This is a genomic window from Rhizobium sp. LjRoot254 (assembly GCF_964254105.1).
GTDB lineage: Bacteria > Pseudomonadota > Alphaproteobacteria > Rhizobiales > Rhizobiaceae > Rhizobium_E.
Map to the genome: position 1 here is coordinate 1918204 of NZ_CAXUSM020000001.1, position 24934 is coordinate 1943137.

The window sequence follows — 24934 nt, forward strand, 5'->3', positions numbered from 1 at the left end:
CCGAGATAGCGAGGATGGAGGCCTGATGTCCACAGTTCGTTTGCCGAGAAGGATGCTGATCGCTGCTTTCTCCACCATTCTCACGCTGACTTCGGCTGCTGCCGACGAACTTGGAAGCTTCAAGGACAAGCTCTTTGCCTATCCCGGTATTCTCGAACAGGCCGATGACGGCGCGTTCCTGAAGGTCGATTACGACAAGATGCGCGACATCCACAAGCGTGACGAGATCCTGGAGCGCCGAGTCAAGGGCGACTATGTTTCGCTCGGTGTCCGCTGGCGCCAGGATTTCGAGACGATCGAGCATCAGGGCCGCTCCGTCGATGTCTTCCATATCGGCAAGCTGCGTTCGGCGCGCTTTGCAGTGATCTTCGTCCACGGGCGCGGCGGCGATCGCAAGCTGGGTGCCAACGATTTCACCTTTGGTGGCAATTTCAATCGCCTCAAGAATCTCGTGGACGAGAATAATGGCGTCTATTTCGCGCCCTCGGCCAAGGATTTCCAAGACCAGGGGGCGGCGGACGTTTCAGCGCTCATCGATTATGTCCATGCCTCCGCGCCACAGGCGAAGATCGTGCTGACCTGCGCGTCGATGGGAACCTCCATCTGCTGGAAGATAACTGATGACGCGACCGCGTCGGGCCAGCTTTCCGGCATGATGATCTTTGGTGGTCCCACCAATCCGGACTTCACGAAGAGCGCTGCCTATGCCGCGAGGCTGCCGATGTTCTTCAGCCACGGTTCCGACGACAACGTCTACCGCTGGCAGGACCAGTATGCGCTCTACAAGAGCCTGATCGGCAAACACTATCCGACGCGTTTCGTGCTTTTCAACACCGGTTCGCATGGCACGCCAATCCGCATGACGGACTGGCGTGTGACGCTGAACTGGATTCTGAATTAGATATCAGCCGGAGCGGAGCAGGACCTTGGTCGAATCCACGGCCACGGAAATCTGCTGGTAATGGGCGTAGCGGCGTTCGGAATTCTCGGCCGAACGGAGGAGCTGTGTCGCGGCCTCCGAGACTGCGGCATTTGCCTCAGCCATCGCGTGCGGCAGAGATTCCTGCTTTACGGCACGATAGGTACGGCGCTTCTTGAAGCGCGGATTGGCATTGCGTGGAGCCACCAGTTTCGGCGCGTCGCGATCCTGATATTTGGAGACGATCGAGCCGAGGCGCTTGCTTGTCTTGCGGAGGATACGCTTGGCTTCAGTGTAGTCGCCGCCATCGGGCATGGAAGCCACAACCATGTCGATTCCCTGGCGCAGGCAATCGATGCGATAGACTTCGTCATAATTGCTGCATTCGCGGCGTACCAAGCGCAAATCCTGGATGATGCGATCGGTCTCATACCGGCTTATGCGGAATTCCTCGCGCTTGCGACCCTCGTAATTGCCACCTTGGCCGGGGCTGGTCTTGCCGCCGCCGTTATTGCCTCCGCCGTTATTGCCGCCGCCGTCACCAGGAGGATCGCCGCCGCCGCCCGGATCGACCGTCTGGGCCTTGAACAGGAGGTCGATCGCGTCGAGATCCTGCGATGACAATGTCCGAGGTGCGGGGATGCCGGCATAGACGGGAACGACGCCTGAAAAGGCGATGCAAAACGCAAAGCACGTTCTCACCGCGAATGCCGTCGCTCTCATATACATATATCCGTCCCCGTTATTCTACCGTTTCACCGAAAGCGATGCGCATGCTGCGCTGCGTGCCTTTGCCTATGGACCCGTCGATCTTGCCCGCATAGAGGCTATTGCGGGCGAGTTCCGCCTGCAGTGCCTTGCGCGTTGCGGGCTTGAACTGATTGGGGTTGGTCTCGAGCTGTTCGAGCACATCCTTCACGCCCGAGCGAAGGGCGGCATAAAGATACTTCGCCGCATCATCCGGAGTCTTGCCCTTGACCACGCCGTCATCGATCAGCGCCGCGACATTGTACATGGCCTGAGGGTGACGCAGGTCGGCGGCTTGCAGGAAAAGCTCGACGGCCTTGGCCTGGTCGCGCTTCAGGCCGCTCGCGCCCTGGTAATAGAGGAAACCGAGATCGTTGATGGCATCGGCGAAACCGAGATCGGCGGACTTCTGGTAAAGCTCAAGCGCCTTGGCGACGTCCTGCTTGGTGCCGATGCCCTTTTCATGGAGCTTGCCGAGCTCGAACATGGCTTCCGGGTCGCCTTCCGAGGCTGCCTTGGAAAACAGCTCGTAGGACTTTTCCGGGTTGAAGCGGGCCTTGTCATTGGTGGACAGCGACATATAGCCGAGGCCGATCATGGCGCGGACATTGCCTTCATCGGCGAGCGAGGCGAGTTGCAGCGCCTGGTCGGGCGCCAGCGAGCCCCAGGCCTGTTTGCGATCGGTGAGCGAGGCGACATTCATGTCGGCGCCGCCGAGGAAGAAGGGCACGCCGGACAGCGAGCCGTAGAAATGCGGCTCCTGCTTGTTCTTGGTTTCCTTGATCACGGCATCGCGGACCTGGCGGAACATCATGCCGATCTCGACATTGCGGGCCGGGAGGTTTTCGATCAGCGCGCGGGCGAACGGGCTGTGACCGCCTTCGCCGTCGAGCGCCACTTCGCCATCCTTTGCCGCGTAGACGACCAGCATGCCCTTGTCGACAGACGGTGCCGACAGGCCGGCGCGCCTGATCGAACGGGTCGCATTGGAATCGAACTCCTCGGTGCCCGCCTTGGCAACTTCCTGTACCGGCCAATCGGCGAAAGGATTGTTGCGGCAGGAATCGAGAATGACGATCCGGAGCTTGCGCGCATGCTCGACCGAAGCCAGCATATGCTTGAGCGTGATCGCCTGCGCACCGATATCGGACGGCTTGGCGATTTTGACGTCGACCGGGATCAGGAAGTTCTGACCGTTGAGCTCGACACCATGGCCTGCATAATAGACGAGGGCGATATCTGACGTCTCGGACTTGAAGGAAAATGCATTCATCGTCGAGACCAGATCGGCGAGCGGCTGATCGATGGCTGTGTCGACCTCGAAGCCCAACCCCTTGAGCTTCTCGGCGATGGCAGTCGCGTCGTTGGTGGCATTGGCAAGCTGGGGAATGCTCTGATATTTCGACATGCCGATGACGAGCGCCACGCGGTTGGCCGCTTCAGCGGCAACGACCGAGATGGTCAGCAGCATGATCGCGATGAGGCCAACCAATGGCCGGCTGATGCGAATGTAGGCGGACATCCAGGTGTTCCTCGGTCCCGGCGGTCATCATATCGAATCCGCAGGAAAGATTGAAGTCGTTGAATCCGATACGGTCAATGTGATTGTTTTATTCTTAAGCCGGAATGTTGCGCGATGACGTCTTCTTAACTTTCGCTTGCGGAATTTTCAGGCTTTCTGGTAGGTCACCACAGCAAATTCTGTTGGAGGGGAAAGACGATGACAACTCCGGGCATCCGGCCGCTGGTCGCGGGCAATTGGAAAATGAATGGCACGCGCGAGTCACTCAATGAGTTGAAGGCGATGGCCGAGGGTGCTCCGGCATTGTCCCGAGAGATCGATATGCTGATCTGCCCGCCCGCGACCTTGCTCTATGTCGCCACCGCGCTCGTCACCGACAGCCCGCTGAAGATCGGCGCGCAGGATTGCCATCCAGCACAGTCCGGCGCGTTCACCGGCGACATCTCGGCCGCAATGATCGCGGATTGCTTCGGCACATCAGTGATTGTCGGCCACTCCGAGCGTCGCACCTTGCACAAAGAAAATGACGCGCTGGTCCGCGCCAAGGCGGAAGCCGCGATCGCAGCGGGGCTAACCGCGATCGTCTGCATCGGCGAAACGGAAGCGGAGCGAAAGGGTGGCTCGACGCTCGATGTGCTGAGGACGCAGCTTGCCGGTTCGGTTCCGGATGGCGCAACAGCCGAAACCGTCGTGATCGCCTATGAGCCGGTCTGGGCCATCGGCACCGGGTTGACGCCGACGACAGGCGATGTCGAGGAAGCGCATGCCCTCATGCGCGCCGAGCTCAAGACCCGTTTCGGCGGCGAGGGGGCCAAGATGCGCATTCTCTATGGCGGCTCGGTCAAGCCCTCGAATGCAAGTGAATTGATGGCTGTCGCCAACGTCGATGGCGCGCTGATCGGCGGTGCCAGCTTGAAATCATCGGACTTCCTCGCCATCTCTCAGGTCTATGGCGACCTGATCGCCTGACGACAGCGCCCGGAAGCGCCGCCAAAATCGCGCGCCGAGGGCTTTCAAAACCTCCAAGGCTCGTGTAATAGCGCGCCAACTCTAGACATTTGTCCGCCGCCCGGCGGGCGGGATTGGATATATGCAGACCGTTCTCATCGTAATTCATCTGATGATCGTGCTTGCGCTCGTCGGCGTTGTGCTGATCCAGCGTTCGGAAGGCGGCGGCCTTGGTATCGGCGGCGGCTCTGGCTTCATGAGCGCCCGCGGCACTGCCAATGCGCTGACGCGGACGACGGCCATCCTGGCCTTGTTGTTCTTCGTCACCTCGCTCGGCCTCGGCATCCTGGCGCGCTACGAATCCAAGCCCACCGACATTCTCGACCGGCTCCCGACGACCACGACGGGCGACAAGAATCTTCTCGATTCCCTGGCGCCCAAGACGGAAGAGAAGAAGGAAGTCCCGGCCGATCCCAACGCGATCCCGCTCGGCGGCGACAATACCAATGCAGCCGATCCCGCAGCCGACCAGAAGCCGACCGACGCGACCGCGACGGATGTCAAGCCGGCCGATCCGATCACCTCGACCGACACCAAGCCTGCGGACGCGACGACCGAGGAAAAGCCGGCCCTGCCGCAATAACCTCTTCGGCACAGGCATTCAAAACCGGCGGGAATTTCCTGCCGGTTTTTTCATGGGCATGGCGTGCCCACGGGAAAACGTCAGCAACCAAGAATTTCTTCTGGCGGAATCATCCGCAAAGCAGTAGGGGGTAAAGCCCATGGCGCGATATGTTTTTATTACCGGCGGTGTGGTTTCTTCCCTAGGCAAGGGAATCGCATCCGCAGCACTGGGTGCACTGCTTCAGGCCCGCGGATACAGGGTCAGGCTCCGCAAACTCGATCCCTATCTCAATGTCGATCCGGGCACGATGAGCCCGACGCAGCACGGTGAAGTGTTCGTGACCGATGACGGCGCGGAGACCGATCTCGATCTCGGCCACTATGAGCGGTTTACCGGCCGTTCGGCGACCAAGACCGACAACATCACCACCGGCCGCATTTACAAGAATATCATCGACAAGGAACGCCGCGGCGATTATCTCGGCGCCACCGTCCAGGTCATTCCGCACGTTACCAATGAAATCAAGAACTTCGTGACCGAAGGCAACGAGGGCTATGATTTCGTGCTCTGCGAAATCGGCGGCACGGTCGGCGATATCGAGGCGATGCCCTTTATCGAGGCGATCCGCCAGCTCGGCAACGAACTGCCGCGCAATTCCGCGGTCTTTGTCCATCTGACCTTGATGCCCTATATTCCGGCTGCCGGCGAATTGAAGACCAAGCCGACCCAGCACTCCGTCAAGGAACTGCAGGCGATGGGTATTCATCCGAATATCCTGTTGGTGCGCGCCGATCGCGAGATTCCCGAACCCGAGCGCCGCAAGCTATCGCTGTTCTGCAATGTGCGGGAATCGGCCGTGATCCAGGCGCTCGATGCCGCAAGCATCTACGACGTGCCGATCGCCTATCACAAGGAAGGTCTCGACGACGAAGTTCTGGCCGCGTTCGGTATCGAGCCTGCGCCGCAGCCGCGCATGGAGCGGTGGGAAGAGGTTTCACGCCGGATACACAATCCCGAGGGCGAAGTGACCATCGCCATCGTCGGCAAATATACCGGCCTCAAGGATGCCTATAAGTCGCTGATCGAGGCGCTCTATCACGGCGGCATCGCCAATCAGGTCAAGGTCAAGCTCGACTGGATCGAATCCGAGATCTTCGAGAAGGAAGATCCGTCGCCGTATCTCGAAAAGGTCCATGGCATTCTCGTCCCCGGCGGCTTCGGCGAGCGCGGTTCCGAGGGAAAGATCCAGGCGGCGAAGTTCGCCCGCGAGCGCAAGGTGCCGTATTTCGGCATCTGTTTCGGCATGCAGATGGCGGTGGTGGAAGCCGCGCGCAATCTCGCCGGTGTCGAGAAGGCCTCCTCCACCGAATTCGGCAAGACGTCCGAGCCGGTGGTCGGCCTGATGACCGAGTGGGTGAAGGGCAACGAGCTCGAAAAGCGCTCCGCAAGCGGTGATCTCGGCGGCACGATGCGTCTCGGCGCCTATCGCGCGGTGCTCCACAAGGACACCAAGATCGCGGATATCTACGGCTCGACCGAGATTTCCGAACGGCATCGCCATCGCTACGAGGTGAATGTCGACTACAAGGAACGCCTGGAGAACTGCGGGCTGGTCTTCTCGGGCATGTCGCCGGATGGCGTCCTGCCGGAAACGATCGAGTATCCCGATCATCCCTGGTTCGTCGGCGTGCAGTATCATCCGGAACTGAAGAGCCGGCCATTCGAGCCGCACCCGCTGTTTGCGAGCTTCATCGAGGCCGCGGTGGAGCAGAGCCGCTTCGTCTGAGGCGGCTCCCTCGTCTCCCGGATCAGGTCTGTTCGAAGGCGCGTTGCTTCAGCGCGCGGTCCTGGTTCTTCACGGCATAACCAGCTTGAAGCGGCCAGCTTGCGTAAGCGTCTTCTGAACGTTCGAGGGCAAGCCGGGCATGGACCGCCCAGTTCGGGTCATCGAGTGCCGCGCGCGCGATCGCGACCAGATCGGCATCACCGTTCTCGATGATCGACTGGGCCTCGGATGGCTTGGTGATCAGCCCGACGGCGATGGTCGGAATGCCTGTTTTCTTGCGGATCGCGGTCGAGAAATGCAGCTGGTAGAGCGCCTTCGGAGTGAAGGCCGCGCCATCGAAGCCGCCCGAGGAGCAATGGACTGCATCGACGCCCAGCGCCTTCAGCTTGCCGACCAGGACAATGCTGTCATCGATCGTCCAGCCATCCGGATGATTGTCGGATGCCGAAATGCGCACGAAGAGCGGCTTAGCCTGCGGCCATGCGGCGCGCACCTCCTCGGTCAATTCGAGCAATAGCCGCATGCGGTTGTCGCGATTGCCGCCGTAATCGTCCTGACGCTTATTGGCGAGCGGCGACAGGAATTGGTCGAGCAGGTAGCCATGCGCGGCGTGGATCTCGACAACATCGAAGCCTGCCTTCTCCGAGCGAAACACCGCTTCCACGAACGAATTCTTGAAGCGCTTGATATCGTCAGTTGTCATCTCGCGTGGCTCCTTGAAGCCCGGCGCGGTCGGCGAGTGAATAACCGCGCTCGGCGCGATCGGCTGCCAGTCCTCGAAGGCGATCGCCGCCTTCTCCTCGTCCGCGGGGTTGGGCCGGAACGGCACCGGTGTCGAGGCCTTGCGGCCGGCATGGGCAAGCTGGATGCCGGCGGCAGCGCCTTGGGAATGCAGGAAATCGACGATGCGGCGGAAGGGTTCGATCTGCTCGTCGCTCCACAGGCCGGTATCGGCGTAGGAAATGCGGCCCTCTGGGGAAACGGCAGTCGCCTCTGTTGTGACGAGCCCGAAACCGCCTATGCCGAAGCGCGCGAGATGGGCGAAGTGCCAGTCATTGGCAAAGCCGTGCCGTGCCGAATACTGGCACATGGGGGCGACGGTGATGCGGTTCTTGAGTGTGAGTTCACGGAATGTGATGGGGGAAAATAGCTGGGACATGAGCTGGCCTGCAATCTGATGTGTGGACACGTGCTGAGAGGCGGCGGTCTTGCCTTGGGAGGGCGATCACAAACTAGGTAATCAAAATCATGATTGCGAGGAATGATTTTCTAAATCAGCCTCAACCCCTTGAGGCTTGCATGTCCTTCCTTGCCGATAATGATGTGATCATGGACGGAGATGCCCAGCGGCTTGGCTGTATTGATGATCGTATGAGTCATGTCGATATCGGCGCGCGATGGTGTCGGGTCACCCGAGGGATGGTTGTGGACGAGAATGATGGCGGTGGCCGAGAGTTCCAGCGCCCGCTTGACCACTTCGCGCGGATAAACCGGCGTATGATCCACCGTGCCGCGCTGTTGCACTTCGTCCGCGATCAACTGGTTGCGCTTGTCGAGGAAAAGGATGCGGAATTGTTCCTGCGTCTCATAGGCCATGGCGGCGTGGCAATATTCGATCACAGCCGACCATGAGCCGAGCAGCTTCTTGCCGGTGATGCCGCTTTTCAGCGAGCGGTGGCCGACGGCGGCGATCAGCTTGATATCCGTAGCGACTGCCTCGCCGACACCCTTGACCTCCTGCAGCAGATGGATCGGTGCGCCCAGCACGGCTGCCAGCGAGCCGAAGCGGTCGATCAGCGCCTTGGCGATCGGCTTGGTGTCTCTGCGGGGAATGAGACGGAAGAGCAGCAGTTCCAGCAACTCATAGTCTGCAAGTGCCGTATCGCCGAGATCGCGGAACTTGGTCCGCAGCCGCTCGCGGTGGCCATGATAATGTGCCTCGGCGCCGTTCGTATCCTTCAAAGGGGTCGATTTCTTGAGCGCATTCTTGCGCGGCATTGTCTCGGAAAAGAAGCCGCGCTCGTCCTCGACCGGCTCATCCGTCCCGGCATTTTCCGGGTCCAGGAGATCGCGGGGAATGCCGGAGGAATTGTTCATCGATACCTCAGTTGGGGAGGCCGGGCTTGTCGAGCCCGCCCGGCGAAAGCGTGAAGATTTCGCAACCGTCAGCCGTGACGCCGACCGTGTGTTCGTATTGCGCCGACAGCGAGCGGTCGCGGGTGACGGCGGTCCAGCCGTCGGACAGGACCTTCACATGCGGCCGGCCGAGATTGATCATCGGCTCGATGGTGAAGATCATGCCCTCTTTCAACTCAGGGCCTTCGTTGGACTGGCCGTAATGCAGGATGTTCGGCGCATCATGGAATAGCCGGCCGACGCCATGGCCGCAGAAATCGCGCACAACGGAGCAGCGTTCCGCCTCGGCGAACGACTGGATGGCATGACCAATCGCACCGGTGCGGGCGCCCGGCCGCACTGCACGCACGCCGCGCATCAGGCATTCGTGGGTGACTTCCATCAGCCGTTCGGCGGCGCGCTTGACCTCGCCGACGGGATACATGCGGCTCGAATCGCCATGCCAGCCGTCGAGGATGAAGGTGACGTCGATATTGACGATCTCGCCTTCGCGCAGCGGCTTGTCGTCGGGGATGCCGTGGCAGACGACGTGATTGATCGAGGTGCAGGAACTCTTGCGGTAGCCGCGATAGTTCAGCGTCGCGGGCAGGGCATCGTTCTTCATGCCGAACTCAAAGACGAAGCGGTCGATCTCGTTGGTCGTCACGCCGGGTCTGATCAGCGGCCAGATATCGTCGAGGCAGCGCGCGGTCAACTGGCAGGCCTTGCGCATGCCCTCGAACGCATCGGGTCCATAAAGACGGATGGCACCGGTGTTCTTCATGGGTGCGGCAAGGGCTTCGATATAGGTGACCATTAGGACCAATCAACTTTCAACTCAGGCACGTTCAAGCGGTATTCCAACCTCTATGCTGGGAAAAGGACCTCGTCAAATGCGAACCTTCACGTAGGAGCCGGGCGCTTCTTCAATCGGATTGAGCTTGTTGCCGCCCGGTTTCCGCGCGTCGACCTTCTTGTCCGACTGGCTTTCGATCCATGCATGCCAATGCGGCCACCAGGAGCCCTCGGTCATTTCGGCCTCTGCCACCCAGTCGTCGAAATCGCCCTTGGCTGGCCCGCCGTGCCAGAACTGATACTTCTTCCTGTCAGGCGGGTTGACGACGCCTGCAATATGGCCGGAGCCCGACATGATATAGGTCACCGGCCCGCCGAACAGCTTCGAGCCCGTGAAGACCGACTTTGCCGGCGCGATGTGATCCTCGCGGGTGGCGAGGTTATAGACCGGGATCTTGATGTCCTTGAGGCTGAGCGTCTTGCCGCCCATCTTCATCTTGCCCTGGGCGAGGTTGTTGTCGAGATAGCAGTTGCGCATATAGAAGGAATGGTTGGCCGCCGGCATGCGGGTGGAATCGGCGTTCCAGTAGAGCAGGTCGAAGGCCGTCGGCTCCTGCCCCTTGAGGTAGTTGTTGACGAAATAGGGCCAGATCAATTCCTGCGCGCGCAGCATGTTGAAGGCCATCGCCATCTTGGTGCCTTCGAGAAAGCCGTCTTCCGCCATGCTCTTTTCAATGCTGCGGATCTGAGCCTCGTCAGCGAACACTTTCAGATCGCCGGCATGGGTGAAGTCGACCTGGGTTGTGAACAGCGTGACCGACTTGATCCGCTTGTCGCCTTCCTGCGCATGCAGTGCCAGCGCTGCCGCCAGCAGCGTGCCGCCGACGCAATAGCCGATCGCGTTCACATCCTTCTCGCCGGTCGCCTTGGTGATGGTGTCGAGCGCAAAGCCCACGCCTTCACGGGCATAGTCTTCCCAATCCTTGTGCGCGTGGCGTTCGTCGGGATTGACCCACGATACCACGAAGACGGTGTGACCCTGCTCGACGCACCATTTGATAAATGATTTCTGCGGGTTGAGGTCGAGGACATAGAATTTGTTGATCCACGGCGGCACGATGAGGAGAGGGCGCTTGAGAACCTCGTCGGTCGCGGCGTCATACTGGATGATCTGGCAGATGTCGTTTTCCGCAATCACCTTGCCCGGCGTGACCGCCATGTTCTCGCCGACCTTGAACTTGGACGTATCGGTCTGGCGCAGGCGCAGGTCGCCGCGGCCGGCCTTGATATCCTCGGCAAGCTTCTTCATGCCTTCGACGAGATTGGCGCCGTTCTGGGCAACGGTTTCCTTGTAGAGGACCGGGTTTGTGACGATGAAATTGCTGGGTGAAAGCGCCGACGTGATCTGCCTGACATAGAACTCCGCCTTGTGGCGGGTATGCGGATCGAGCCCCTGGGCTTCCTGCACCAGCTTCTCGGCCCAGTCGGCGGTGACGAGATAGGTCTGGCGCAGAAAATCGAAGAACGGCGTTTCCTTCCAGTCATGCGCCGAGAAGCGCTTGTCTTCCCGCACCTCGGGCGCTGCCGGCGGCTTGCCGGCCGCGCGGTTCATGGAATTCATCCAGATGCCGAAATAAGAACTCATCAGGTGGGTCTGCGCCTCGAGTGTGCGCGAGGGGTCGGAGACCCAGTATTCGACGACCTTGGAAATGGTGGCGACGATATCGGTGAGCGGCTCGATATCGGCATTGGTCTTCTCGCCCTTTTCGCGCGGCTGCAGCCATTCGGAAGCGGCCTTGCCGAGGTTTTCGAGCGAACGGGCGATATTAAGCGACAAGGCTTCGGGATTCTTGACGACGAAGGGCTCGATCTTGGCCGGATCGAAACCGGGCAGGGCATCGCTGGGCGGCTCTTGCCTCGTGTCGCTGTCGGCCATCGTGCCTCGCTCCCCTTATTCTCATTCTCATTATTGGCGGATAGATTGCATGAAACGCATTGCAATTTCCACCATTTAGGTGTCAGAAAAATGGGCACCCCGGCCAAATGCCGAAATTCTATTTTCAGACGCGAGAACGGAATGCCCTCCGCACGGACCCTCAAAAACCTGATCGCACTTGCGGTGCTCTCTATGGGGCTAGGCGCGTGCTCCAGCGCCTCGCGGACAGAGACGGTGCATCCTGTGGATCATCGGCCGGTCCAGTCGGACAGGTATCCCGATTTCTCCAAGCCGCTCGACTCGGCCATGCCGCAGATGACGGATGAGGACGCCGCGCGGATGGAGACGCAACTCTCGGCGCTCGCAAGCCAGCGCAAGGCAGGAACGATCTCGGAGGCGGAATACAGGCGCCGCGTCGAGGAGCTTCAGGCGCTCGCCCGGACAACGGAGTAGCTGAATGCCGTCGCTCGCAAGCTTTCTCGCATTCTCGCTGATCGCATTCGGCATGGTGATCACACCGGGTCCGAACATGGTCTATCTCGTCTCGCGCTCAATCAGCCAGGGCAGGGTTGCGGCCTTCATCTCCCTGATCGGCGTCGGCGCCGGCTTCCTTTTCTACATGTTCTCCGCGGCCCTCGGCATCACGTCGCTGATGCTGGCCGTGCCCTATGCCTATGACGCGTTGCGTTTCGCCGGCGCGCTTTACCTGCTCTATCTCGCATGGCAGGTGGTTCGTCCCGGTGGCCGGTCGCCGTTTCAGGTGCGCGAACTCAAGCCCGACGGCCCGAAGAAATTGCTGGCCATGGGACTGGTGACCAACCTGCTCAATCCGAAGGTTGCGGTCATGTATCTGTCGCTGCTGCCCCAGTTCATACATCCAGACGCGGGAAGCGTGATGACGCAACTGCTGGCGCTGGGCTTCACGCAGATCGCCATCAGCCTGACCGTCAACTCGGTGCTGATCATGATTGCCGGCTCGCTCGCGGTGTTTCTGACCAGTCGCCCGACCTGGATGCTGGTGCAGCGCTGGGTGATGGGAACCGTGCTCGCCGGCTTTGCCATGCGGATGGCAACGGATGCGCAGCGCTAATATAGCCGTCGCGGATGCCCTTTTTGCCCTTGCCTTTCCCGGCGTTTGGACGCAAAGCGTGATTTGCGGCGCGGTGATGCCGCTATTAGCCCAAGAGGTCTATGATGGAAGAGTTTCACAAGGTCCGTCGCCTTCCGCCTTATGTTTTCGAACAGGTCAACCGTTTGAAGGCGCAGGCGCGCGCGGCCGGTGCCGACATCATCGACCTTGGCATGGGCAATCCCGACCTGCCGACCAACAAGCTGATCGTCGACAAGCTGGTCGAGTCTGTGCAGCGGCCCGATACCCATGGCTATTCTTCTTCAAAGGGCATTCCCGGCCTGCGCCGCGCACAGGCCGGCTATTATGAGCGGCGCTTCGGCGTCAAGCTCAATCCCGACACACAGATCGTCGCGACGCTGGGTTCCAAAGAGGGCTTTGCCAACATGGCGCAGGCGATTACCGCGCCCGGCGATGTGGTGCTGTGCCCGAACCCGTCCTATCCGATCCATGCCTTCGGGTTCCTGATGGTCGGCGGCGTGATCCGCTCCATCCCGGTCGAACCGGATGCCGAGTTCTTCCGGGCGCTGGAACGCGCCGTGGCTCATTCCATCCCCAAGCCGATCGCGATGGTGCTCTGCTATCCATCGAACCCAACCGCGACCGTGGTCGATCTCGATTTCTACAAGGACGTGGTGGCCTTCGCCAAGAAGCACGGCATCTTCGTGCTGTCCGATCTCGCCTATTCCGAAATCTATTTCGACGGCAACCCGCCGCCATCGCTTCTGCAGGTGCCGGGCGCTATGGATGTCGCGGTTGAATTCACCTCGATGTCGAAGACCTTCTCGATGGCCGGCTGGCGCATGGGCTTTGCCGTCGGCAACGAGCGGCTGATTTCGGCGCTGACGCGGGTGAAATCCTATCTCGATTACGGCGCCTTCACGCCGATCCAGGTGGCGGCGAGCGCCGCGCTCAACGATCCGGACGCGGACAAGCATATCGACGAGGTGCGGCAGATCTACAAGCGCAGGCGTGATGTCATGGTCGAGAGTTTCGGCCGGGCTGGCTGGGATATCCCGGCGCCGAAGGCTTCGATGTTCGCATGGGTGCCGGTGCCGGAAAAATTCCGCCATCTCGGCAGCCTCGAATTCTCCAAGCTGCTGATCGAGAAGGCCGATGTGGCCGTGGCACCAGGCATCGGGTTTGGCGAGCACGGCGATGACTATGTGCGCATTGCCCTGGTCGAAAACGAACACCGGCTGCGTCAGGCCGCGCGGTCGATCAAGAAATTCTTCGGAACGGCGGACGACACGTTGCACAACGTCGTCGCGCTTAAATCCGCCAGATAGACATTACGGAAACAGGAATTGATTATGGCTGATGCCCTCAGAATAGGCATTGCAGGCTTGGGCACCGTTGGTGCCTCGCTGATAAAGGTTCTCCAGACACGCCGCGAACTGCTGGCTGTCTCCTGCGGCCGACCGATCGAGGTCATGGCTGTGTCGGCACGCGACCGGAGCCGCGACCGCGGCTTCGATGCAAGCGGCTTCCAATGGTTCGACGATGCTACCGAACTCGCACGCACGGCTGATATCGACGTCTTCGTGGAACTCATGGGCGGCGATGACGATCCGGCCTATTCCTCGGTGAAAGCCGCATTGTCCCGCGGCCTGCACGTCGTCACCGCCAACAAGGCGCTGCTCGCCAGGCATGGTGTGGAGCTTGCCGCTCTGGCAGAGCAGAACGGCGCGATCCTCAATTTCGAGGCAGCGGTCGCCGGCGGCATTCCCGTCATCAAGGCGCTCCGCGAGTCGCTGACCGGCAACACGGTCAGCCGCGTCTACGGCATCATGAACGGCACCTGCAACTACATCCTGACCCGGATGGAGAAGGAAGGCCTGACCTTCGAAGCCTGCCTCAAGGAAGCGCAACGGCTTGGCTATGCCGAGGCCGATCCGGCTTTCGATATCGAGGGCAATGATACGGCGCACAAGCTGTCGATCCTGACCACGCTGGCCTTCGGCACCCAGATCGCGGCCGATGACATCTATCTCGAAGGCATCACCAATATCTCGCTTGAGGACATCCTGGCGGCGGCCGATCTCGGCTACCGGATCAAGCTGCTCGGCGTGGCGCAGAAGACCGCATCCGGCATCGAGCAGCGCGTGCATCCGACCATGGTGCCGCAGGATTCGGTGATCGCCCAGGTCGATGGCGTGACCAACGCCGTGGCGATCGAATCCGACGTGCTGGGTGAACTCCTGATGGTCGGCCCCGGCGCCGGCGGCAATGCGACGGCCTCGGCCGTGATGGGCGACATCGCCGACATTGCCAAGAGCCATCCCGGCGCGCAGCTCGTACCGAGCCTCGGCCGCCCGGCAAAACAGCTCGCGCCCTACAAGCGCGGCGAGATCCAGAGCCATGAAGGCGGCTATTTCATTCGTCTCACCGTCGAGGATCGCACCGGCGTTTTCGCGAGCGTCGCGACGCGGATGGCCGAGAATGCCATCTCGCTCGAATCCATCGTTCAGCGCCCCAAGAAGCATGACGACAAGGCCGAACGCCAGACGATTATCCTCGTCACGCATGCCACCACTGAGCAATCGGTCCGCACTGCGGTCGGTGCGATCAAGACCGAGGGCTACCTTATCGGCGAGCCGCAGGTGATCCGCATCGAGCGGCCGAAGGCGGCTTGAGCCGCCGCTTTGACTTCGCCGGTGTTTATCCCTACTTCTCAATGCGTTGCGAGGAGTTGTGATGAACGAGCGCGTTGATCCGGTCGAAAGGGCTTTTCTCGGCGTCGAGCGCTCGGTGAGCGGCCAGCGCTGGCAGCAGCGGCTTGACCAGGCGGGACTCAACCGTGCGCTTGCCATATCCCAGACCCATGGCATGTCGGAGCTGATCGCGCGGGTGATCGCGGGCAGGGGTGTGGGCGTTGCCGATGCGCCTGCCTTCCTCGATCCGACGCTCCGCGACCTGATGCCCGATCCCTATGCGATGACCGATTGCGAGAAGGCGGCCGAGCGCATCTCGCGCGCCATCGACCGGGGCGAACACGTCGCGATCTTCGGCGATTACGATGTCGACGGCGCCTCGTCGGCGGCCTTGCTCTACCGCTTCCTCTGGCATTTCGGCCTGGAAGCGACGATCTATATCCCCGATCGCATCTTCGAAGGCTATGGCCCAAATCCGGCGGCCATCAACCAGTTGATCGACGACGGCGCGCAGCTGATCGTCACCGTCGATTGCGGTTCGACCAGCATCGACTCGCTGGCGGCGGCCGCGGCGCGCGACATCGATGTCGTCGTCATCGATCACCATCAGGTCGGCCATGAACTGCCGATCGCGCATGCCCTGGTCAATCCGAACCGCGAGGACGATCTGTCGGGACAGGGACATCTCTGCGCCGCCGGTGTCGTCTTCCTCGTGCTGGTGGCGCTGCACCGCCTGATGCGCCAGCGTAATGATCCGCGGGCGGCGAGCCTCGATCTCCTGTCCTTGCTCGACCTGGTCGCACTCGCGACGGTCTGCGATGTCGTGCCGCTCAAGGGCTTGAACCGCGCCTATGTGGTGAAGGGCCTGATCGCGGCCCGCCATATGACCAATCCGGGCCTCGCCGCGCTCTTCGTCAAGGCAGGCATCGGCGGGCCGGTGACGCCCTATCATCTCGGCTTTCTTGTCGGCCCGAGAATCAATGCTGGCGGACGCATTGGTGACGCGGCACTTGGCTCGCGCCTGCTGACCATCGATGATGCCGGCAAGGCTGGCGAGATCGCGGCAAAGCTCGACGATCTCAATCGCGAGCGCCAGGAGATGGAAAAGATCATGCTGGCAGAGGCGGAGGCCGAGGCGCTGGCCGAGTACGGCACCGGCGAGGGCGCCTCCGTCATCGTCACCGCGCGCGACAAATGGCATCCCGGTATTGTCGGGCTGATCGCCGCGCGCCTCAAGGAGCGCTTCTGCCGGCCCGCCTTTGCCATAGCCTTCGATCCCTCGGGCAAGGGCACCGGCTCGGGACGCTCGATCCCCGGCTTCGACATGGGCCGCATGGTGCGCGCCGCCGTTGACGAGGGCATCCTGCTCAAGGGTGGCGGGCACGCCATGGCAGCCGGCCTGACAGTGGAACGCGGCAATCTCGGCCGTGTGCGCAGCTTCTTCGAGGAGATGGCCGGCAAGCAGGTGTCGGAGCTTGTCGAGGACCAGATGCTCGATATCGATGGCGCACTCGGGGCCTCGGGCGCCACGTTCGAGTTGATCGACCAGTTGGAGAAAGCCGGGCCTTACGGTTCGGGCCACCCGCAACCGGTCTTCGCGCTACCGTTCCATCGGATCCAGGAATGTCGCTATGTCGGCACCAACCACATCCGCGTATCGCTGCAGGCGATGGATGGCGCACGCCTCGAAGCCATGGCCTTCCGCGCCGTCGACACCGACCTCGGCCGCTTTCTGCTCTCCTCGCGTGGCGACCAGGTGCATGTTACCGGGTCGCTCAGCGCGGATTACTGGCAGGGGTCGCGGCGAATCCAGTTCCGGATCACGGATGCGGCGAAGGCTGTGTGAGAAATTGGTACGCCCAAGGGGAATCGAACCCCTGTTCCCGCCGTGAGAGGGCGGTGTCCTGACCGCTAGACGATGGGCGCGCGGTGACGGGCAATATAGGCAAGAGCATGGTTTGCCGCAAGTGTCGCGTTGTTTCGTCGGAGAATTGAACTGGTGCGTGTTTAAGGAGCTTCGATCACGCTGTCGCTTTTCAATTGTTGTTACCCTAGCCAGCCTCAATATTATGGCGAAAGCCCGTATTATGACGAAAGCCCGTTGACCGACGTTCCCGTTTTGGGTACGGTATGGACGTGCAGATCATCGCTTTTTCGACCTTGAGATTGTTTTGGCAACGCCACCCTCAAGCTGAGGGACCGCTCAGAGCATGGTTCAATATCGCGAGCAGGGCGGATTGGACGAGCCCCGCCGACATCAAGCGGGATTATGGTTCAAACGTTGATTTCGTGGGTGACAATCGGGTGATCTTCGACATCGCCGGAAACAAATACCGGCTGATTGTTCGCGTGGCCTATCAATGGAAGTCGCTGCAGATCAAGTTTGTCGGCACCCATTCCGAGTATGACAAGATAAATGCGGAGACCATAGGAAGATGAGAGACATTCGTCCCATTCGCAACAATGAAGATCTTGCTTGGGCCTTGAAGGAGGTTGATGTCTATTTCGATACTCCGCCTGAAATCGGTTCCGAAGAAGGCGACCGTTTTACAGTGCTGTGCGACTTGATCGAAGCCTATGAAAACAAGCACTACCCGATCGAACCCATGGAGCCCATCGACCTGCTCAAGGCGCATATGGAAAATACGAACCGGACACAAGGGGATCTGGGTAAACTCTTCGGTTCCCGTCAACGTGCTTCCGAGGTACTCAGGCGACGGCGCGCGCTATCGAAAGAGATGATCCATCTGTTGAGTTCGGAATGGCATATTCCGGCCGACCTGCTTGTTGTCCCCTACAAGCTTGCGGCGTAGGTCAAGGTCGAATCTCATCAACGGGTTGCGATGGGGAAGATCGAAGTGGCACGCCCTAGGGGAGTCGAACCCCTCTTCCCAGAATGAAAATCTGGTGTCCTAACCGATAGACGAAGGGCGCGTGCGCTTCGGTGGCGCCCTTATAGCAGCGGATTCGATTCACGCAAGCGGGCAGGTGAGGGATTTTCACAAAATCTTCAAGATCACATGAAGAAACTCATGCAATGCGTTCAAACGATTTCATATTCTTTGAGGGGGAGAAACGGTTGGCACGCCCTAGGGGAGTCGAACCCCTCTTCCCAGAATGAAAATCTGGTGTCCTAACCGATAGACGAAGGGCGCGCGAACGGGGCGTATATAGCCAGCTTGTTTGCACACCGCAAGCGCAAAATCCGAATTTCCGCCGGTAAATACGCCGCATCAACCAAATGCGAAAAAGCAAAATCAGGGCAATGACTTAGGCATGGAATAGCTGGGGTGGGAGGACGGCGTCAGGTGGTTCGACGACTGGATATCAGCTGCGGGCGCGCTTTTTACGACGGCAGCGCCAGTTCCAGTCGCGTTCGCTGCCGATATCGATATGCACCGATTCCGTATGGCAATAGGTGCCGATGCCGCCACGGCCCGGCAGCGAGCGGAGATAATCGGCGAGCTCCCATTTGGAGACGCCCTGCACCTGGATATCGGCTGCGGCGCAGAGCGTATGCAGCGAATGGCGCACGCCGCCGGCACGCCTGTTGTGGCGCCGATCACGGAAGCCCGACGTGATGATCGCAGGACGCTTATAGTGGTTCTCGACCTGGTGGATGAGATCGACGAGCTGCGACCTCAGGCAACGGACCTCGACCTTGTCGGTCTGGATATAAAGGCCGTTGGGAGCAAGGCGGGTCATGGATGGCAGCGATGCCAGCTGCATCAGGCCAGCGGGCGCGTCCTCGTCATCGCCTTCGTGTTCCTCGTCGTCGGGCATGCGATTCGTCGGGAACATGGCATTGACGTTGACGCCGGGGAGCGCGTTGTCGCTGAGCGCCGCTGTCTGCATGTTGGGGATGCCGCGCGTGAGCGTCTTCTTCTTGGCGAAGCGGTCGCCGTCGAAATCCTTCGAATCCTTCTTGCGGAAGAGGTCGGCGAGCGTGAGCGGCTTTTTCTCAGGCTGTTCTTCCGTCTCTGCGGCGACGGGCCTGGCAAGATTTGCCTGCAGCGCATCGAGATCGGCAATCGCGGGATCGGCGGCGGCCAACTCGGAATCCGGGCCGGTGGCCGTATCGAGCGCATTGAGCGTCGGATTGGGGTCGAGGACCGGGATTTCGGTGTCGGCCATGGCGACATCCTGCACCTGCTTGACGTCCTTGGCATCGGGCATCGGCACGGCCATCCGCTCGGCGAGGCTGTCGTAGCTCGGCAGCGTGTCAGCGGCCGATTGCTCAGTCCGGCTGTCGGCAGCAATCACGGCTTCGACGGAATTGTTGGCGTAGATGCTGGATTTGGTTGCCGCGACGGGCTCGACCTTCAGCCGGCCGGTCTTGGGTACAAGACCCTGCTGGGTGAAATTGCTGTCCGTCGTCGAATAGATGCTGTTCTGCGTGGCGGCGATGTTCTTGGGTTGCGTCAACAGACCCTGATTCTGGTTCGCACTCGCATCGTCGGTCACCCCGAGATCGGCGGGATCGAGCGACTGGACGTCCTGGTGCGCCTGGTTGGCGATCTCGGACTGTTCTTCGCTGGCGGCAGCGCTCTGCTGCGCGGCAAGTTCGACGAGATTGGCGGGACGGGTGGCGGCGGTGGTCTGGATCTGGGCAAGCTGGTCGGCGGGAGAGGACATGCAGCCATGGAGGCCGAGCATCGTGGCGGCAAGAAGCACGTAACGCAGAGGTCCGGGTTTGGCGGTGCTGATCCGGTCGCTTGGCAAAATCCGTCCCCACGCTATTTGTATGATTTTCATCCCGGCGACCCTGTTTAGACAGAAAATCGCGAAATGTAAACCAAGGTAAAATGGTCGTGATCGCCGCTACGATGAACAGGGTTTGCAGCAAATTCCGGGGCTGTCGCCGAGCCCCGGCACTGGATGCGTATCAAATGCGGCGAAAGCGTGTTCCGTCGCAGCCGGGCCTTTTGCCAGGCTTACCACTTTCCCGTATTCGGCATGGAAAGCCAGGGTTCGGCCTGCGGAAGGGCTCCACCCTTCTGGAGAATCTCGATCGAGATGCCATCCGGCGAGCGGACGAAGGCCATCCGGCCATCGCGCGGCGGCCGGTTGATGGTGACGCCCTTTTCCTGCAGCGACGCGCAAAGGGCATAGATATCATCGACTTCGTAAGCCAGGTGGCCGAAGTTGCGGCCGCCGGTATAGTCCTCGGGGTCCCAATTGAACGTCAGTTCGAGAGTCGGCGCGGCGGACGCCCTGGCGGCGTCGATATCGTCGGAGCCCGCGAGGAAGACCAGCGTGTAGCGGCCGGCCTCGTTCTCGATGCGGCGGACCTCGATCATCCCCATCTTGTTGCAATAGAAGTCGAGCGAAGCGTCGATATCGGTGACGCGAACCATCGTATGGAGATAACGCATTGGGATTTCCTCGTTTTGGCTGATGTTTGGCGCAAATCTGGACAGAAAGCCAGCTTGAGGCAAGCCATTTATGCGAACACAAGCCATAGGTTTTTTAGCTACCGGGACTTGCATCTGTATCATTTCGGGATGTTAATCTCAGGAGTGAAGAATCAGTTAACCGGTATGTGGCGTAGTAGGGGCAAGACAGTATGGCGGATAGGATTTCTTCCAAGAGCATCTCCCTCTTCGAGGACATGGCTGCCGACCCGGTTGACCTCCTCGAAATCACCGGCGTCATCAAATGGTTCGATGTAGCCAAGGGTTTCGGCTTCATCATCCCCGATAACGGCGAGGCCGATATCCTTCTTCATGTAACCTGCCTGCGCCGCGACGGCTATCAGACGATCCTCGAAGGCACGCGGGTTGTAGCCCTCGTCCAGCGGCGCGATCGCGGCTACCAGGCGTTTCGCATCCTCTCCATGGATACATCCACCGCCGTGCATCCTTCGCAGATGCCGCCGGTGCGGACCCATGTGCAGGTCACGCCGTCGAGCGGGCTCGAGCGGGCGATCGTCAAGTGGTTCAACCGAACCAAGGGTTTTGGTTTCCTGACGCGCGGCGAGGGCACCGAGGACATCTTCGTCCACATGGAAACGCTGCGCCGCTATGGCATAACCGAACTCCGGCCCGGCCAGAGCGTGCTCGTCCGTTTCGGCGATGGCGACAAGGGGCTGATGGCGGCCGAAATCCATCCTGACATCATCAATCCGGGCAACCGGTCGCATTGATGCGCCGCGCCATGCAGCGTCTCAATAAAAGCGCGCTTGCCGCGCTTTTTCTGTTTGTGCTGGCCTCGGCCATGGCCTTTTCGGCGAGTTTCGAGACCGAAAACCTTGTGATCCGCACCAAATCGGGCAAGGAATTTCCCTTCACTGTCGAATTGGCCATTGCTGCCGACCAGCGCCAGCAGGGGCTGATGAACCGCGACGAAATGGCTGCGGACCGGGGCATGCTGTTCGACTTCGGCGAGACGCGGCGTGTTTACATGTGGATGAAGAATACCTATCTACCGCTCGACATGCTGTTTATCGCGCCGGATGGCCGGATCGCGCTCGTCAGGGCCGACACGCTGCCGCTGTCGGAGGAGATCATCGATTCGCGTGATCCCGTGCGCTTCGTGCTCGAACTCAACGCCGGCACGGCGCAAAAGCTGGGAATCGCTGCCGGCGACATGATCGAGAGCGGTCAAATCGCGGCATCTGCGAAGAAGCCTTGAATCTCATCACTTTATCAGTTGCAGGGCAGGGGCGACTTGTGTAAGTCCCTCGACATCGGAAGATACGGAGCGTAGCGCAGCCTGGTAGCGCATCTGGTTTGGGACCAGAGGGTCGGGAGTTCGAATCTCTCCGCTCCGACCATTCCGAAAGGGACTTGGTCATTTGCTTGCCGTCAATCTTATGGCAGTATGCTTGACCATAAGTGCCAGACGAATTTGGGGTGAATCCAGCATGCCGGCAAAAATCTACCGTCCCGCCAAGACCGCGATGCAATCCGGCAAGGCCAAGACAAATCTCTGGGTGCTGGAATACGATCAGGAGCGCCCGCGCGTCATCGACTACGTTACCGGCTATACCGGTTCGGGCGACATGCGCCAGCAGCTCAGACTGATCTTCGAAACGCGCCAGCTGGCCGAGGCCTATGCCAAGCGCGAAAATATCGAATACCGGGTCGTCGAGCCAAAGGAAGCGACCCGCAAGACGGTGTCCTACACGGACAATTTCAAATATACCCGTACACAGCCCTGGACGCACTAGTCGTCACCGGCTGCCTGAAGCCCTAAATTTTACGGCCTCCGGCCAGTGCGGCCCCTTAGCTCAGCTGGATAGAGCACCTGCCTTCTAAGCAGGTTGTCGCAGGTTCGAGCCCTGCAGGGGTCGCCAATTTTCATCAATAATTTCAATATATTGCGGCATATCTTGTTTGGCCTGCATCGTCGCAAATCACTCTGGGTAACGCATGGGTAACGGCCTGCGCAAAGCGTCAGCTTCCCCTTGCTGTCTTGCACCGCGCGTTTTCCGTCGTCCGCATCGAAGACGGGCCTCAACTGGCGTTGCTCGACAAGCAATTGGCAGCTGAGAACAATGAGCGCCTCAGCGCACTTCCTACATATGTTGCGGTGGGCGCTTATGAGCCCGTGGCGGCGGTGACGCGCATTGGCCAACGCCCGCGCTGAGGGATCGCGCCCCGAATGGTGCGGCCTCCAGCCGTGGGTGCGCTGCGAGCGCATTGCGTTCGGTGCGGCCCTGATAGCGGCCCGTTCGCTTGGGGAAGCGTCCACAAGGCGAGGGCGCCCCGTTAACTCAAAAGGAATTCAGTCAATGCTTGAAAACACAATGGACGAACTGCCGATCCAGAACAGGTTTCGGCTGCGTCCGCTGACGCAATTGCGCCCGCATCAGTGCAAATGGCCCGTCTCTGAGGATCGCGCCGAGGTCGGCCACTTTTTGTTTTGTTGCCGTCCGGTCGCTGGAACGTCGCCCTATTGCACACACCATCACCAGATGGCGATAGCACTCCCGGCGAAGAACACGTATCGCCGTCCAAGGTTGGCACGGCGTTAAACGAAAGGCTCCGGGGTAGACCTGCTCGGCGAGCTTGGCCAGATTGGTCGACGAGTTCGAGAGCCAGTTCTCGGATGATGCGAGTTTTTCCGCAAAGGCCGGTTTTCCGCCTTGGTTTCCTTTTACCGGCGGCAATACCGTAATGTGGCGACCGTCGCACATGCGAGGGGTCCTCGCCGCAAATGAGGAGGCTTCCAGCCCCGGGCAGCTGCGTGTGTATCATTTCGGTGCGCCGATGACAGCGGCGTGTTCGCCGATCCGCGGCTCACTTGCTTTAAGCTGCCAATGGGAGGATGTTTCGGGCGCGAAACTGGCGATGGGCAGTGATGGTCACTAATCACGACGGTCCGATCATTCGAAAACTGGCGGCGGTCCCCACCGCGACCGGTTTGGCTGCGCGGCTCGGCGTGGCGCATCTTGAACGGTCGGGAATAAATCCAGCGCCCTTGCTGTCTCGCTCCGGTTTGTCGAAGGCTGATCTTTCGAACCATACGCGCATCAGCGTCTTGTCGCAGATCGAGCTTCTGGGGCAGATTTCACTTGCCACCAAGGACGCCTGGACCGGCCTCACTCTTGCGCAGGATTTCGACCTTCGCGAAATCGGGATGCTTTACTACGTGGCTGCCTCGTCACAAACTCTTGGCGATGCGCTACGGCGGATCGAGCGTTACGCCCGCGTCGGGAACGAGGCGCTCACCGTTCAGGTCGAGAAGACATCGGCGTGCCGCATCAGACTGTCCTATACAGGGGTTCCTCGGCATCTGGACCGGCACCAGATGGAATGTTTTGTGTTCGCGCTTCTGCGTGTCTGCCGCCAGATCACTGGAAAAAAGCTTGCGCCGATCAAAGCCAGCTTCGTTCACCATCGTTCGGGAAATCTGGACAAGATGCGCCGGCTGTTTGGTTGCGATATCGAATTCGACGCCTATGCCGACGAAATGCACTTTGATCCCACTGTGCTTGCGCTTCCCCTGGTCAACGCTGACCCGTTTCTCAACGAAATTATGACGCAGATGAGCGAAGAAGCGCTCTCAGTTCGCACGACGAATACAAGTCCCTTCCGCACCCTTGTTGAAAATACGATTGCTCCGCTTCTGCCTCATGCCGAGGCGAGCGCCAGGGTGGTGTCTCGTCGACTTGGCATGAGCGAGCGTACCTTCGCACGCAGGCTTGCAGAAGAAGACCTCAGCTTTGGCGAAATCCTCAACCAAATGCGCCGGGACATGGCAATTCGCTATCTTGAAGAAGACAATCTTCAGGCCTCACAGATTGCGTGGCTGTTGGGTTTCCATCAGTCGAGTTCGTTCAGTCATGCTTGCCGCCGGTGGACCGGCAAGTCCCCCTCGGAGTTTCGCCTCCGATAGCTCTCAGCCTCATGAAATACTGAAAACAGTGGGCGACAACGCCGAATTCGCTGCCGACTGCGATGGCAAGTTCGAGGCAGCCGGCGTTGTGCTCTTCGTTTTTGCGATAGTCGGCGCTGTCGTAGCGGGTGGGTTTCGAAGGAGTTATCGGCTTCACGCACTTCCGCGCCTCAGGTCCGGCGCGACATCCTTCGCGGTCATAACGGCATAGAGCGCACATTTGGCAGCGATCGCCAAGCAATTGGCAGCTCCGAGCAATCGGCGGATTTCCAAACTTGCTATCGGAGTTGCGGCGGAAGCTCATGAGGGCTGGGCGCCCATAATACTCATGAGCCAATCGCCATGCATGCGAGGGACCGCGCAGCAAATGGCGCGGCCCCGAGCCTGTGCGCGACGCGCATGGCGCCACCATAACA

General features: G+C 60.3%; 25 protein-coding genes and 5 tRNA genes. 19 read left to right on the forward strand and 11 right to left on the reverse strand.

Annotated elements, in window-relative coordinates; all coding sequences use genetic code 11:
* Positions 1-25 precede the first annotated feature (25 nt).
* Positions 26-901, forward strand: coding sequence for an alpha/beta hydrolase family protein (locus ACSQ26_RS09340; RefSeq protein ID WP_436008279.1), 876 nt, complete (start codon positions 26-28; stop codon positions 899-901).
* A gap of 3 nt (positions 902-904) precedes the next feature.
* Here the strand turns inward: ACSQ26_RS09340 and ACSQ26_RS09345 are convergent, their stop codons facing one another.
* A complete protein-coding gene (locus tag ACSQ26_RS09345; RefSeq protein ID WP_436008280.1) occupies positions 905-1642 on the reverse strand; it encodes a hypothetical protein in 738 nt (245 codons plus the stop codon).
* 19 nt (positions 1643-1661) lie between these two features.
* The gene (locus ACSQ26_RS09350) at positions 1662-3188 is read right to left on the reverse strand and encodes a caspase family protein (protein WP_436008281.1); all 1527 of its coding nucleotides are present in this window, start codon (positions 3186-3188) and stop codon (positions 1662-1664) included.
* A gap of 198 nt (positions 3189-3386) precedes the next feature.
* Between ACSQ26_RS09350 and tpiA the strand changes: the two genes are divergently transcribed.
* The 3 genes from tpiA (at position 3387) to ACSQ26_RS09365 (ending at position 6547) form a co-directional block, all read left to right on the forward strand.
* Complete coding sequence (gene tpiA, locus ACSQ26_RS09355) at positions 3387-4157, forward strand: triose-phosphate isomerase (protein WP_436008282.1); 771 nt, start codon at positions 3387-3389, stop codon at positions 4155-4157.
* 121 nt (positions 4158-4278) lie between these two features.
* On the forward strand, positions 4279-4779 hold the full coding sequence (gene secG / locus ACSQ26_RS09360; protein WP_436008283.1) for a preprotein translocase subunit SecG: 501 nt from the start codon (positions 4279-4281) through the stop codon (positions 4777-4779).
* A gap of 139 nt (positions 4780-4918) precedes the next feature.
* Positions 4919-6547 carry a CTP synthase gene (locus ACSQ26_RS09365; RefSeq protein ID WP_436008284.1) on the forward strand — a complete coding sequence of 543 codons (1629 nt, stop codon included), beginning with the start codon at positions 4919-4921 and terminating at the stop codon, positions 6545-6547.
* Positions 6548-6569: 22 nt separating this feature from the next.
* On the opposite strand, the gene ACSQ26_RS09370 is transcribed toward ACSQ26_RS09365, so the two are convergent.
* The 4 genes from ACSQ26_RS09370 to ACSQ26_RS09385 all read right to left on the reverse strand — a co-directional run bounded on the left by ACSQ26_RS09370 (position 6570) and on the right by ACSQ26_RS09385 (position 11393).
* A complete protein-coding gene (locus ACSQ26_RS09370) occupies positions 6570-7706 on the reverse strand; it encodes an NADH:flavin oxidoreductase/NADH oxidase (RefSeq protein ID WP_436008285.1) in 1137 nt (378 codons plus the stop codon).
* A gap of 110 nt (positions 7707-7816) precedes the next feature.
* Complete coding sequence (gene radC, locus ACSQ26_RS09375; RefSeq protein WP_436008286.1) at positions 7817-8644, reverse strand: RadC family protein; 828 nt, start codon at positions 8642-8644, stop codon at positions 7817-7819.
* A 7-nt stretch (positions 8645-8651) separates the two neighbouring features.
* A complete protein-coding gene (gene map, locus ACSQ26_RS09380) occupies positions 8652-9479 on the reverse strand; it encodes a type I methionyl aminopeptidase (RefSeq protein WP_436008287.1) in 828 nt (275 codons plus the stop codon).
* Positions 9480-9551: 72 nt separating this feature from the next.
* Entirely contained in the window at positions 9552-11393 is a 1842-nt protein-coding gene (locus ACSQ26_RS09385) for a PHA/PHB synthase family protein (RefSeq protein WP_436008288.1), read from the reverse strand.
* Positions 11394-11534: 141 nt separating this feature from the next.
* On the opposite strand from ACSQ26_RS09385, the gene ACSQ26_RS09390 reads away from it, so the two are divergent.
* The 5 genes from ACSQ26_RS09390 to recJ all read left to right on the forward strand — a co-directional run bounded on the left by ACSQ26_RS09390 (position 11535) and on the right by recJ (position 17022).
* A complete protein-coding gene (locus tag ACSQ26_RS09390; RefSeq protein ID WP_436008289.1) occupies positions 11535-11846 on the forward strand; it encodes an SHOCT domain-containing protein in 312 nt (103 codons plus the stop codon).
* 4 nt (positions 11847-11850) lie between these two features.
* Positions 11851-12483 (forward strand): LysE family translocator, encoded by a 633-nt coding sequence (locus ACSQ26_RS09395; protein ID WP_436008290.1) that lies wholly within the window; start codon positions 11851-11853, stop codon positions 12481-12483.
* Between the two features lie 104 nt (positions 12484-12587).
* A complete protein-coding gene (locus ACSQ26_RS09400; protein WP_436008291.1) occupies positions 12588-13811 on the forward strand; it encodes an LL-diaminopimelate aminotransferase in 1224 nt (407 codons plus the stop codon).
* A gap of 24 nt (positions 13812-13835) precedes the next feature.
* The gene (locus ACSQ26_RS09405) at positions 13836-15158 is read left to right on the forward strand and encodes a homoserine dehydrogenase (protein ID WP_436008292.1); all 1323 of its coding nucleotides are present in this window, start codon (positions 13836-13838) and stop codon (positions 15156-15158) included.
* Between the two features lie 61 nt (positions 15159-15219).
* Positions 15220-17022, forward strand: a complete 1803-nt coding sequence (recJ, locus tag ACSQ26_RS09410; protein ID WP_436008293.1) for a single-stranded-DNA-specific exonuclease RecJ — start codon at positions 15220-15222, stop codon at positions 17020-17022.
* 5 nt (positions 17023-17027) lie between these two features.
* Here recJ and ACSQ26_RS09415 read toward each other — a convergent pair.
* Positions 17028-17102, reverse strand: a tRNA-Glu gene (locus ACSQ26_RS09415).
* Between the two features lie 210 nt (positions 17103-17312).
* On the opposite strand from ACSQ26_RS09415, the gene ACSQ26_RS09420 reads away from it, so the two are divergent.
* Together ACSQ26_RS09420 and ACSQ26_RS09425 are read left to right on the forward strand one after the other, a co-directional pair.
* Positions 17313-17615, forward strand: a complete 303-nt coding sequence (locus ACSQ26_RS09420) for a type II toxin-antitoxin system HigB family toxin (protein WP_436015173.1) — start codon at positions 17313-17315, stop codon at positions 17613-17615.
* Complete coding sequence (locus tag ACSQ26_RS09425) at positions 17612-17989, forward strand: helix-turn-helix domain-containing protein (RefSeq protein WP_436008294.1); 378 nt, start codon at positions 17612-17614, stop codon at positions 17987-17989. The genes ACSQ26_RS09420 and ACSQ26_RS09425 overlap by 4 nt, the downstream gene beginning before the upstream one ends.
* Before the next feature lie 46 nt (positions 17990-18035).
* Here the strand turns inward: ACSQ26_RS09425 and ACSQ26_RS09430 are convergent.
* From ACSQ26_RS09430 to ACSQ26_RS09445, 4 genes are all read right to left on the reverse strand, one after another.
* Positions 18036-18110: transfer RNA gene (locus ACSQ26_RS09430), tRNA-Glu, on the reverse strand.
* Positions 18111-18256: 146 nt separating this feature from the next.
* Positions 18257-18331: transfer RNA gene (locus ACSQ26_RS09435), tRNA-Glu, on the reverse strand.
* Positions 18332-18503: 172 nt separating this feature from the next.
* Positions 18504-19931: a YcbK family protein gene (locus tag ACSQ26_RS09440; RefSeq protein WP_436008295.1), complete on the reverse strand. Its 1428-nt coding sequence runs from the start codon at positions 19929-19931 to the stop codon at positions 18504-18506.
* A 179-nt stretch (positions 19932-20110) separates the two neighbouring features.
* Complete coding sequence (locus ACSQ26_RS09445) at positions 20111-20551, reverse strand: VOC family protein (protein ID WP_436008296.1); 441 nt, start codon at positions 20549-20551, stop codon at positions 20111-20113.
* 191 nt (positions 20552-20742) lie between these two features.
* Here ACSQ26_RS09445 and ACSQ26_RS09450 point away from each other — a divergent pair, with 191 nt between their 5' ends.
* The 8 genes from ACSQ26_RS09450 to ACSQ26_RS09485 all read left to right on the forward strand — a co-directional run bounded on the left by ACSQ26_RS09450 (position 20743) and on the right by ACSQ26_RS09485 (position 24518).
* The gene (locus ACSQ26_RS09450; RefSeq protein ID WP_436008297.1) at positions 20743-21321 is read left to right on the forward strand and encodes a cold-shock protein; all 579 of its coding nucleotides are present in this window, start codon (positions 20743-20745) and stop codon (positions 21319-21321) included.
* An 11-nt stretch (positions 21322-21332) separates the two neighbouring features.
* Complete coding sequence (locus ACSQ26_RS09455; RefSeq protein WP_436008298.1) at positions 21333-21809, forward strand: DUF192 domain-containing protein; 477 nt, start codon at positions 21333-21335, stop codon at positions 21807-21809.
* Positions 21810-21874: 65 nt separating this feature from the next.
* A tRNA-Pro gene (locus tag ACSQ26_RS09460) sits at positions 21875-21951 on the forward strand.
* 90 nt (positions 21952-22041) lie between these two features.
* Complete coding sequence (locus ACSQ26_RS09465) at positions 22042-22347, forward strand: ETC complex I subunit (RefSeq protein WP_436008299.1); 306 nt, start codon at positions 22042-22044, stop codon at positions 22345-22347.
* A gap of 49 nt (positions 22348-22396) precedes the next feature.
* Positions 22397-22473: transfer RNA gene (locus ACSQ26_RS09470), tRNA-Arg, on the forward strand.
* A 453-nt stretch (positions 22474-22926) separates the two neighbouring features.
* Positions 22927-23154 carry a GcrA family cell cycle regulator gene (locus ACSQ26_RS09475; protein WP_436015175.1) on the forward strand — a complete coding sequence of 76 codons (228 nt, stop codon included), beginning with the start codon at positions 22927-22929 and terminating at the stop codon, positions 23152-23154.
* A 43-nt stretch (positions 23155-23197) separates the two neighbouring features.
* Positions 23198-23491 carry a hypothetical protein gene (locus tag ACSQ26_RS09480; RefSeq protein WP_436008300.1) on the forward strand — a complete coding sequence of 98 codons (294 nt, stop codon included), beginning with the start codon at positions 23198-23200 and terminating at the stop codon, positions 23489-23491.
* Positions 23481-24518 (forward strand): AraC family transcriptional regulator, encoded by a 1038-nt coding sequence (locus ACSQ26_RS09485; RefSeq protein ID WP_436008301.1) that lies wholly within the window; start codon positions 23481-23483, stop codon positions 24516-24518. The genes ACSQ26_RS09480 and ACSQ26_RS09485 overlap by 11 nt, the downstream gene beginning before the upstream one ends.
* Positions 24519-24934 lie beyond the last annotated feature (416 nt).

Coding starts and splice junctions, on each gene's coding strand:
- ACSQ26_RS09395 (WP_436008290.1), top strand. CDS start 11,851: ATGCCGTCGCTCGCAAGCTTTCTCGCATTCTCGCTGATCGCATTCGGC.
- radC (WP_436008286.1), bottom strand. CDS start 8,644: ATGAACAATTCCTCCGGCATTCCCCGCGATCTCCTGGACCCGGAAAAT.
- map (WP_436008287.1), bottom strand. CDS start 9,479: ATGGTCACCTATATCGAAGCCCTTGCCGCACCCATGAAGAACACCGGT.
- secG (WP_436008283.1), top strand. CDS start 4,279: ATGCAGACCGTTCTCATCGTAATTCATCTGATGATCGTGCTTGCGCTC.
- ACSQ26_RS09350 (WP_436008281.1), bottom strand. CDS start 3,188: ATGTCCGCCTACATTCGCATCAGCCGGCCATTGGTTGGCCTCATCGCG.
- recJ (WP_436008293.1), top strand. CDS start 15,220: ATGAACGAGCGCGTTGATCCGGTCGAAAGGGCTTTTCTCGGCGTCGAG.
- ACSQ26_RS09405 (WP_436008292.1), top strand. CDS start 13,836: ATGGCTGATGCCCTCAGAATAGGCATTGCAGGCTTGGGCACCGTTGGT.
- ACSQ26_RS09440 (WP_436008295.1), bottom strand. CDS start 19,931: ATGAAAATCATACAAATAGCGTGGGGACGGATTTTGCCAAGCGACCGG.
- ACSQ26_RS09475 (WP_436015175.1), top strand. CDS start 22,927: ATGGACGAACTGCCGATCCAGAACAGGTTTCGGCTGCGTCCGCTGACG.
- ACSQ26_RS09465 (WP_436008299.1), top strand. CDS start 22,042: ATGCCGGCAAAAATCTACCGTCCCGCCAAGACCGCGATGCAATCCGGC.
- ACSQ26_RS09345 (WP_436008280.1), bottom strand. CDS start 1,642: ATGAGAGCGACGGCATTCGCGGTGAGAACGTGCTTTGCGTTTTGCATC.
- ACSQ26_RS09390 (WP_436008289.1), top strand. CDS start 11,535: ATGCCCTCCGCACGGACCCTCAAAAACCTGATCGCACTTGCGGTGCTC.
- ACSQ26_RS09455 (WP_436008298.1), top strand. CDS start 21,333: ATGCAGCGTCTCAATAAAAGCGCGCTTGCCGCGCTTTTTCTGTTTGTG.
- ACSQ26_RS09450 (WP_436008297.1), top strand. CDS start 20,743: ATGGCGGATAGGATTTCTTCCAAGAGCATCTCCCTCTTCGAGGACATG.
- ACSQ26_RS09445 (WP_436008296.1), bottom strand. CDS start 20,551: ATGCGTTATCTCCATACGATGGTTCGCGTCACCGATATCGACGCTTCG.
- ACSQ26_RS09340 (WP_436008279.1), top strand. CDS start 26: ATGTCCACAGTTCGTTTGCCGAGAAGGATGCTGATCGCTGCTTTCTCC.
- ACSQ26_RS09400 (WP_436008291.1), top strand. CDS start 12,588: ATGGAAGAGTTTCACAAGGTCCGTCGCCTTCCGCCTTATGTTTTCGAA.
- ACSQ26_RS09370 (WP_436008285.1), bottom strand. CDS start 7,706: ATGTCCCAGCTATTTTCCCCCATCACATTCCGTGAACTCACACTCAAG.
- ACSQ26_RS09425 (WP_436008294.1), top strand. CDS start 17,612: ATGAGAGACATTCGTCCCATTCGCAACAATGAAGATCTTGCTTGGGCC.
- ACSQ26_RS09485 (WP_436008301.1), top strand. CDS start 23,481: ATGGTCACTAATCACGACGGTCCGATCATTCGAAAACTGGCGGCGGTC.
- ACSQ26_RS09365 (WP_436008284.1), top strand. CDS start 4,919: ATGGCGCGATATGTTTTTATTACCGGCGGTGTGGTTTCTTCCCTAGGC.
- tpiA (WP_436008282.1), top strand. CDS start 3,387: ATGACAACTCCGGGCATCCGGCCGCTGGTCGCGGGCAATTGGAAAATG.
- ACSQ26_RS09385 (WP_436008288.1), bottom strand. CDS start 11,393: ATGGCCGACAGCGACACGAGGCAAGAGCCGCCCAGCGATGCCCTGCCC.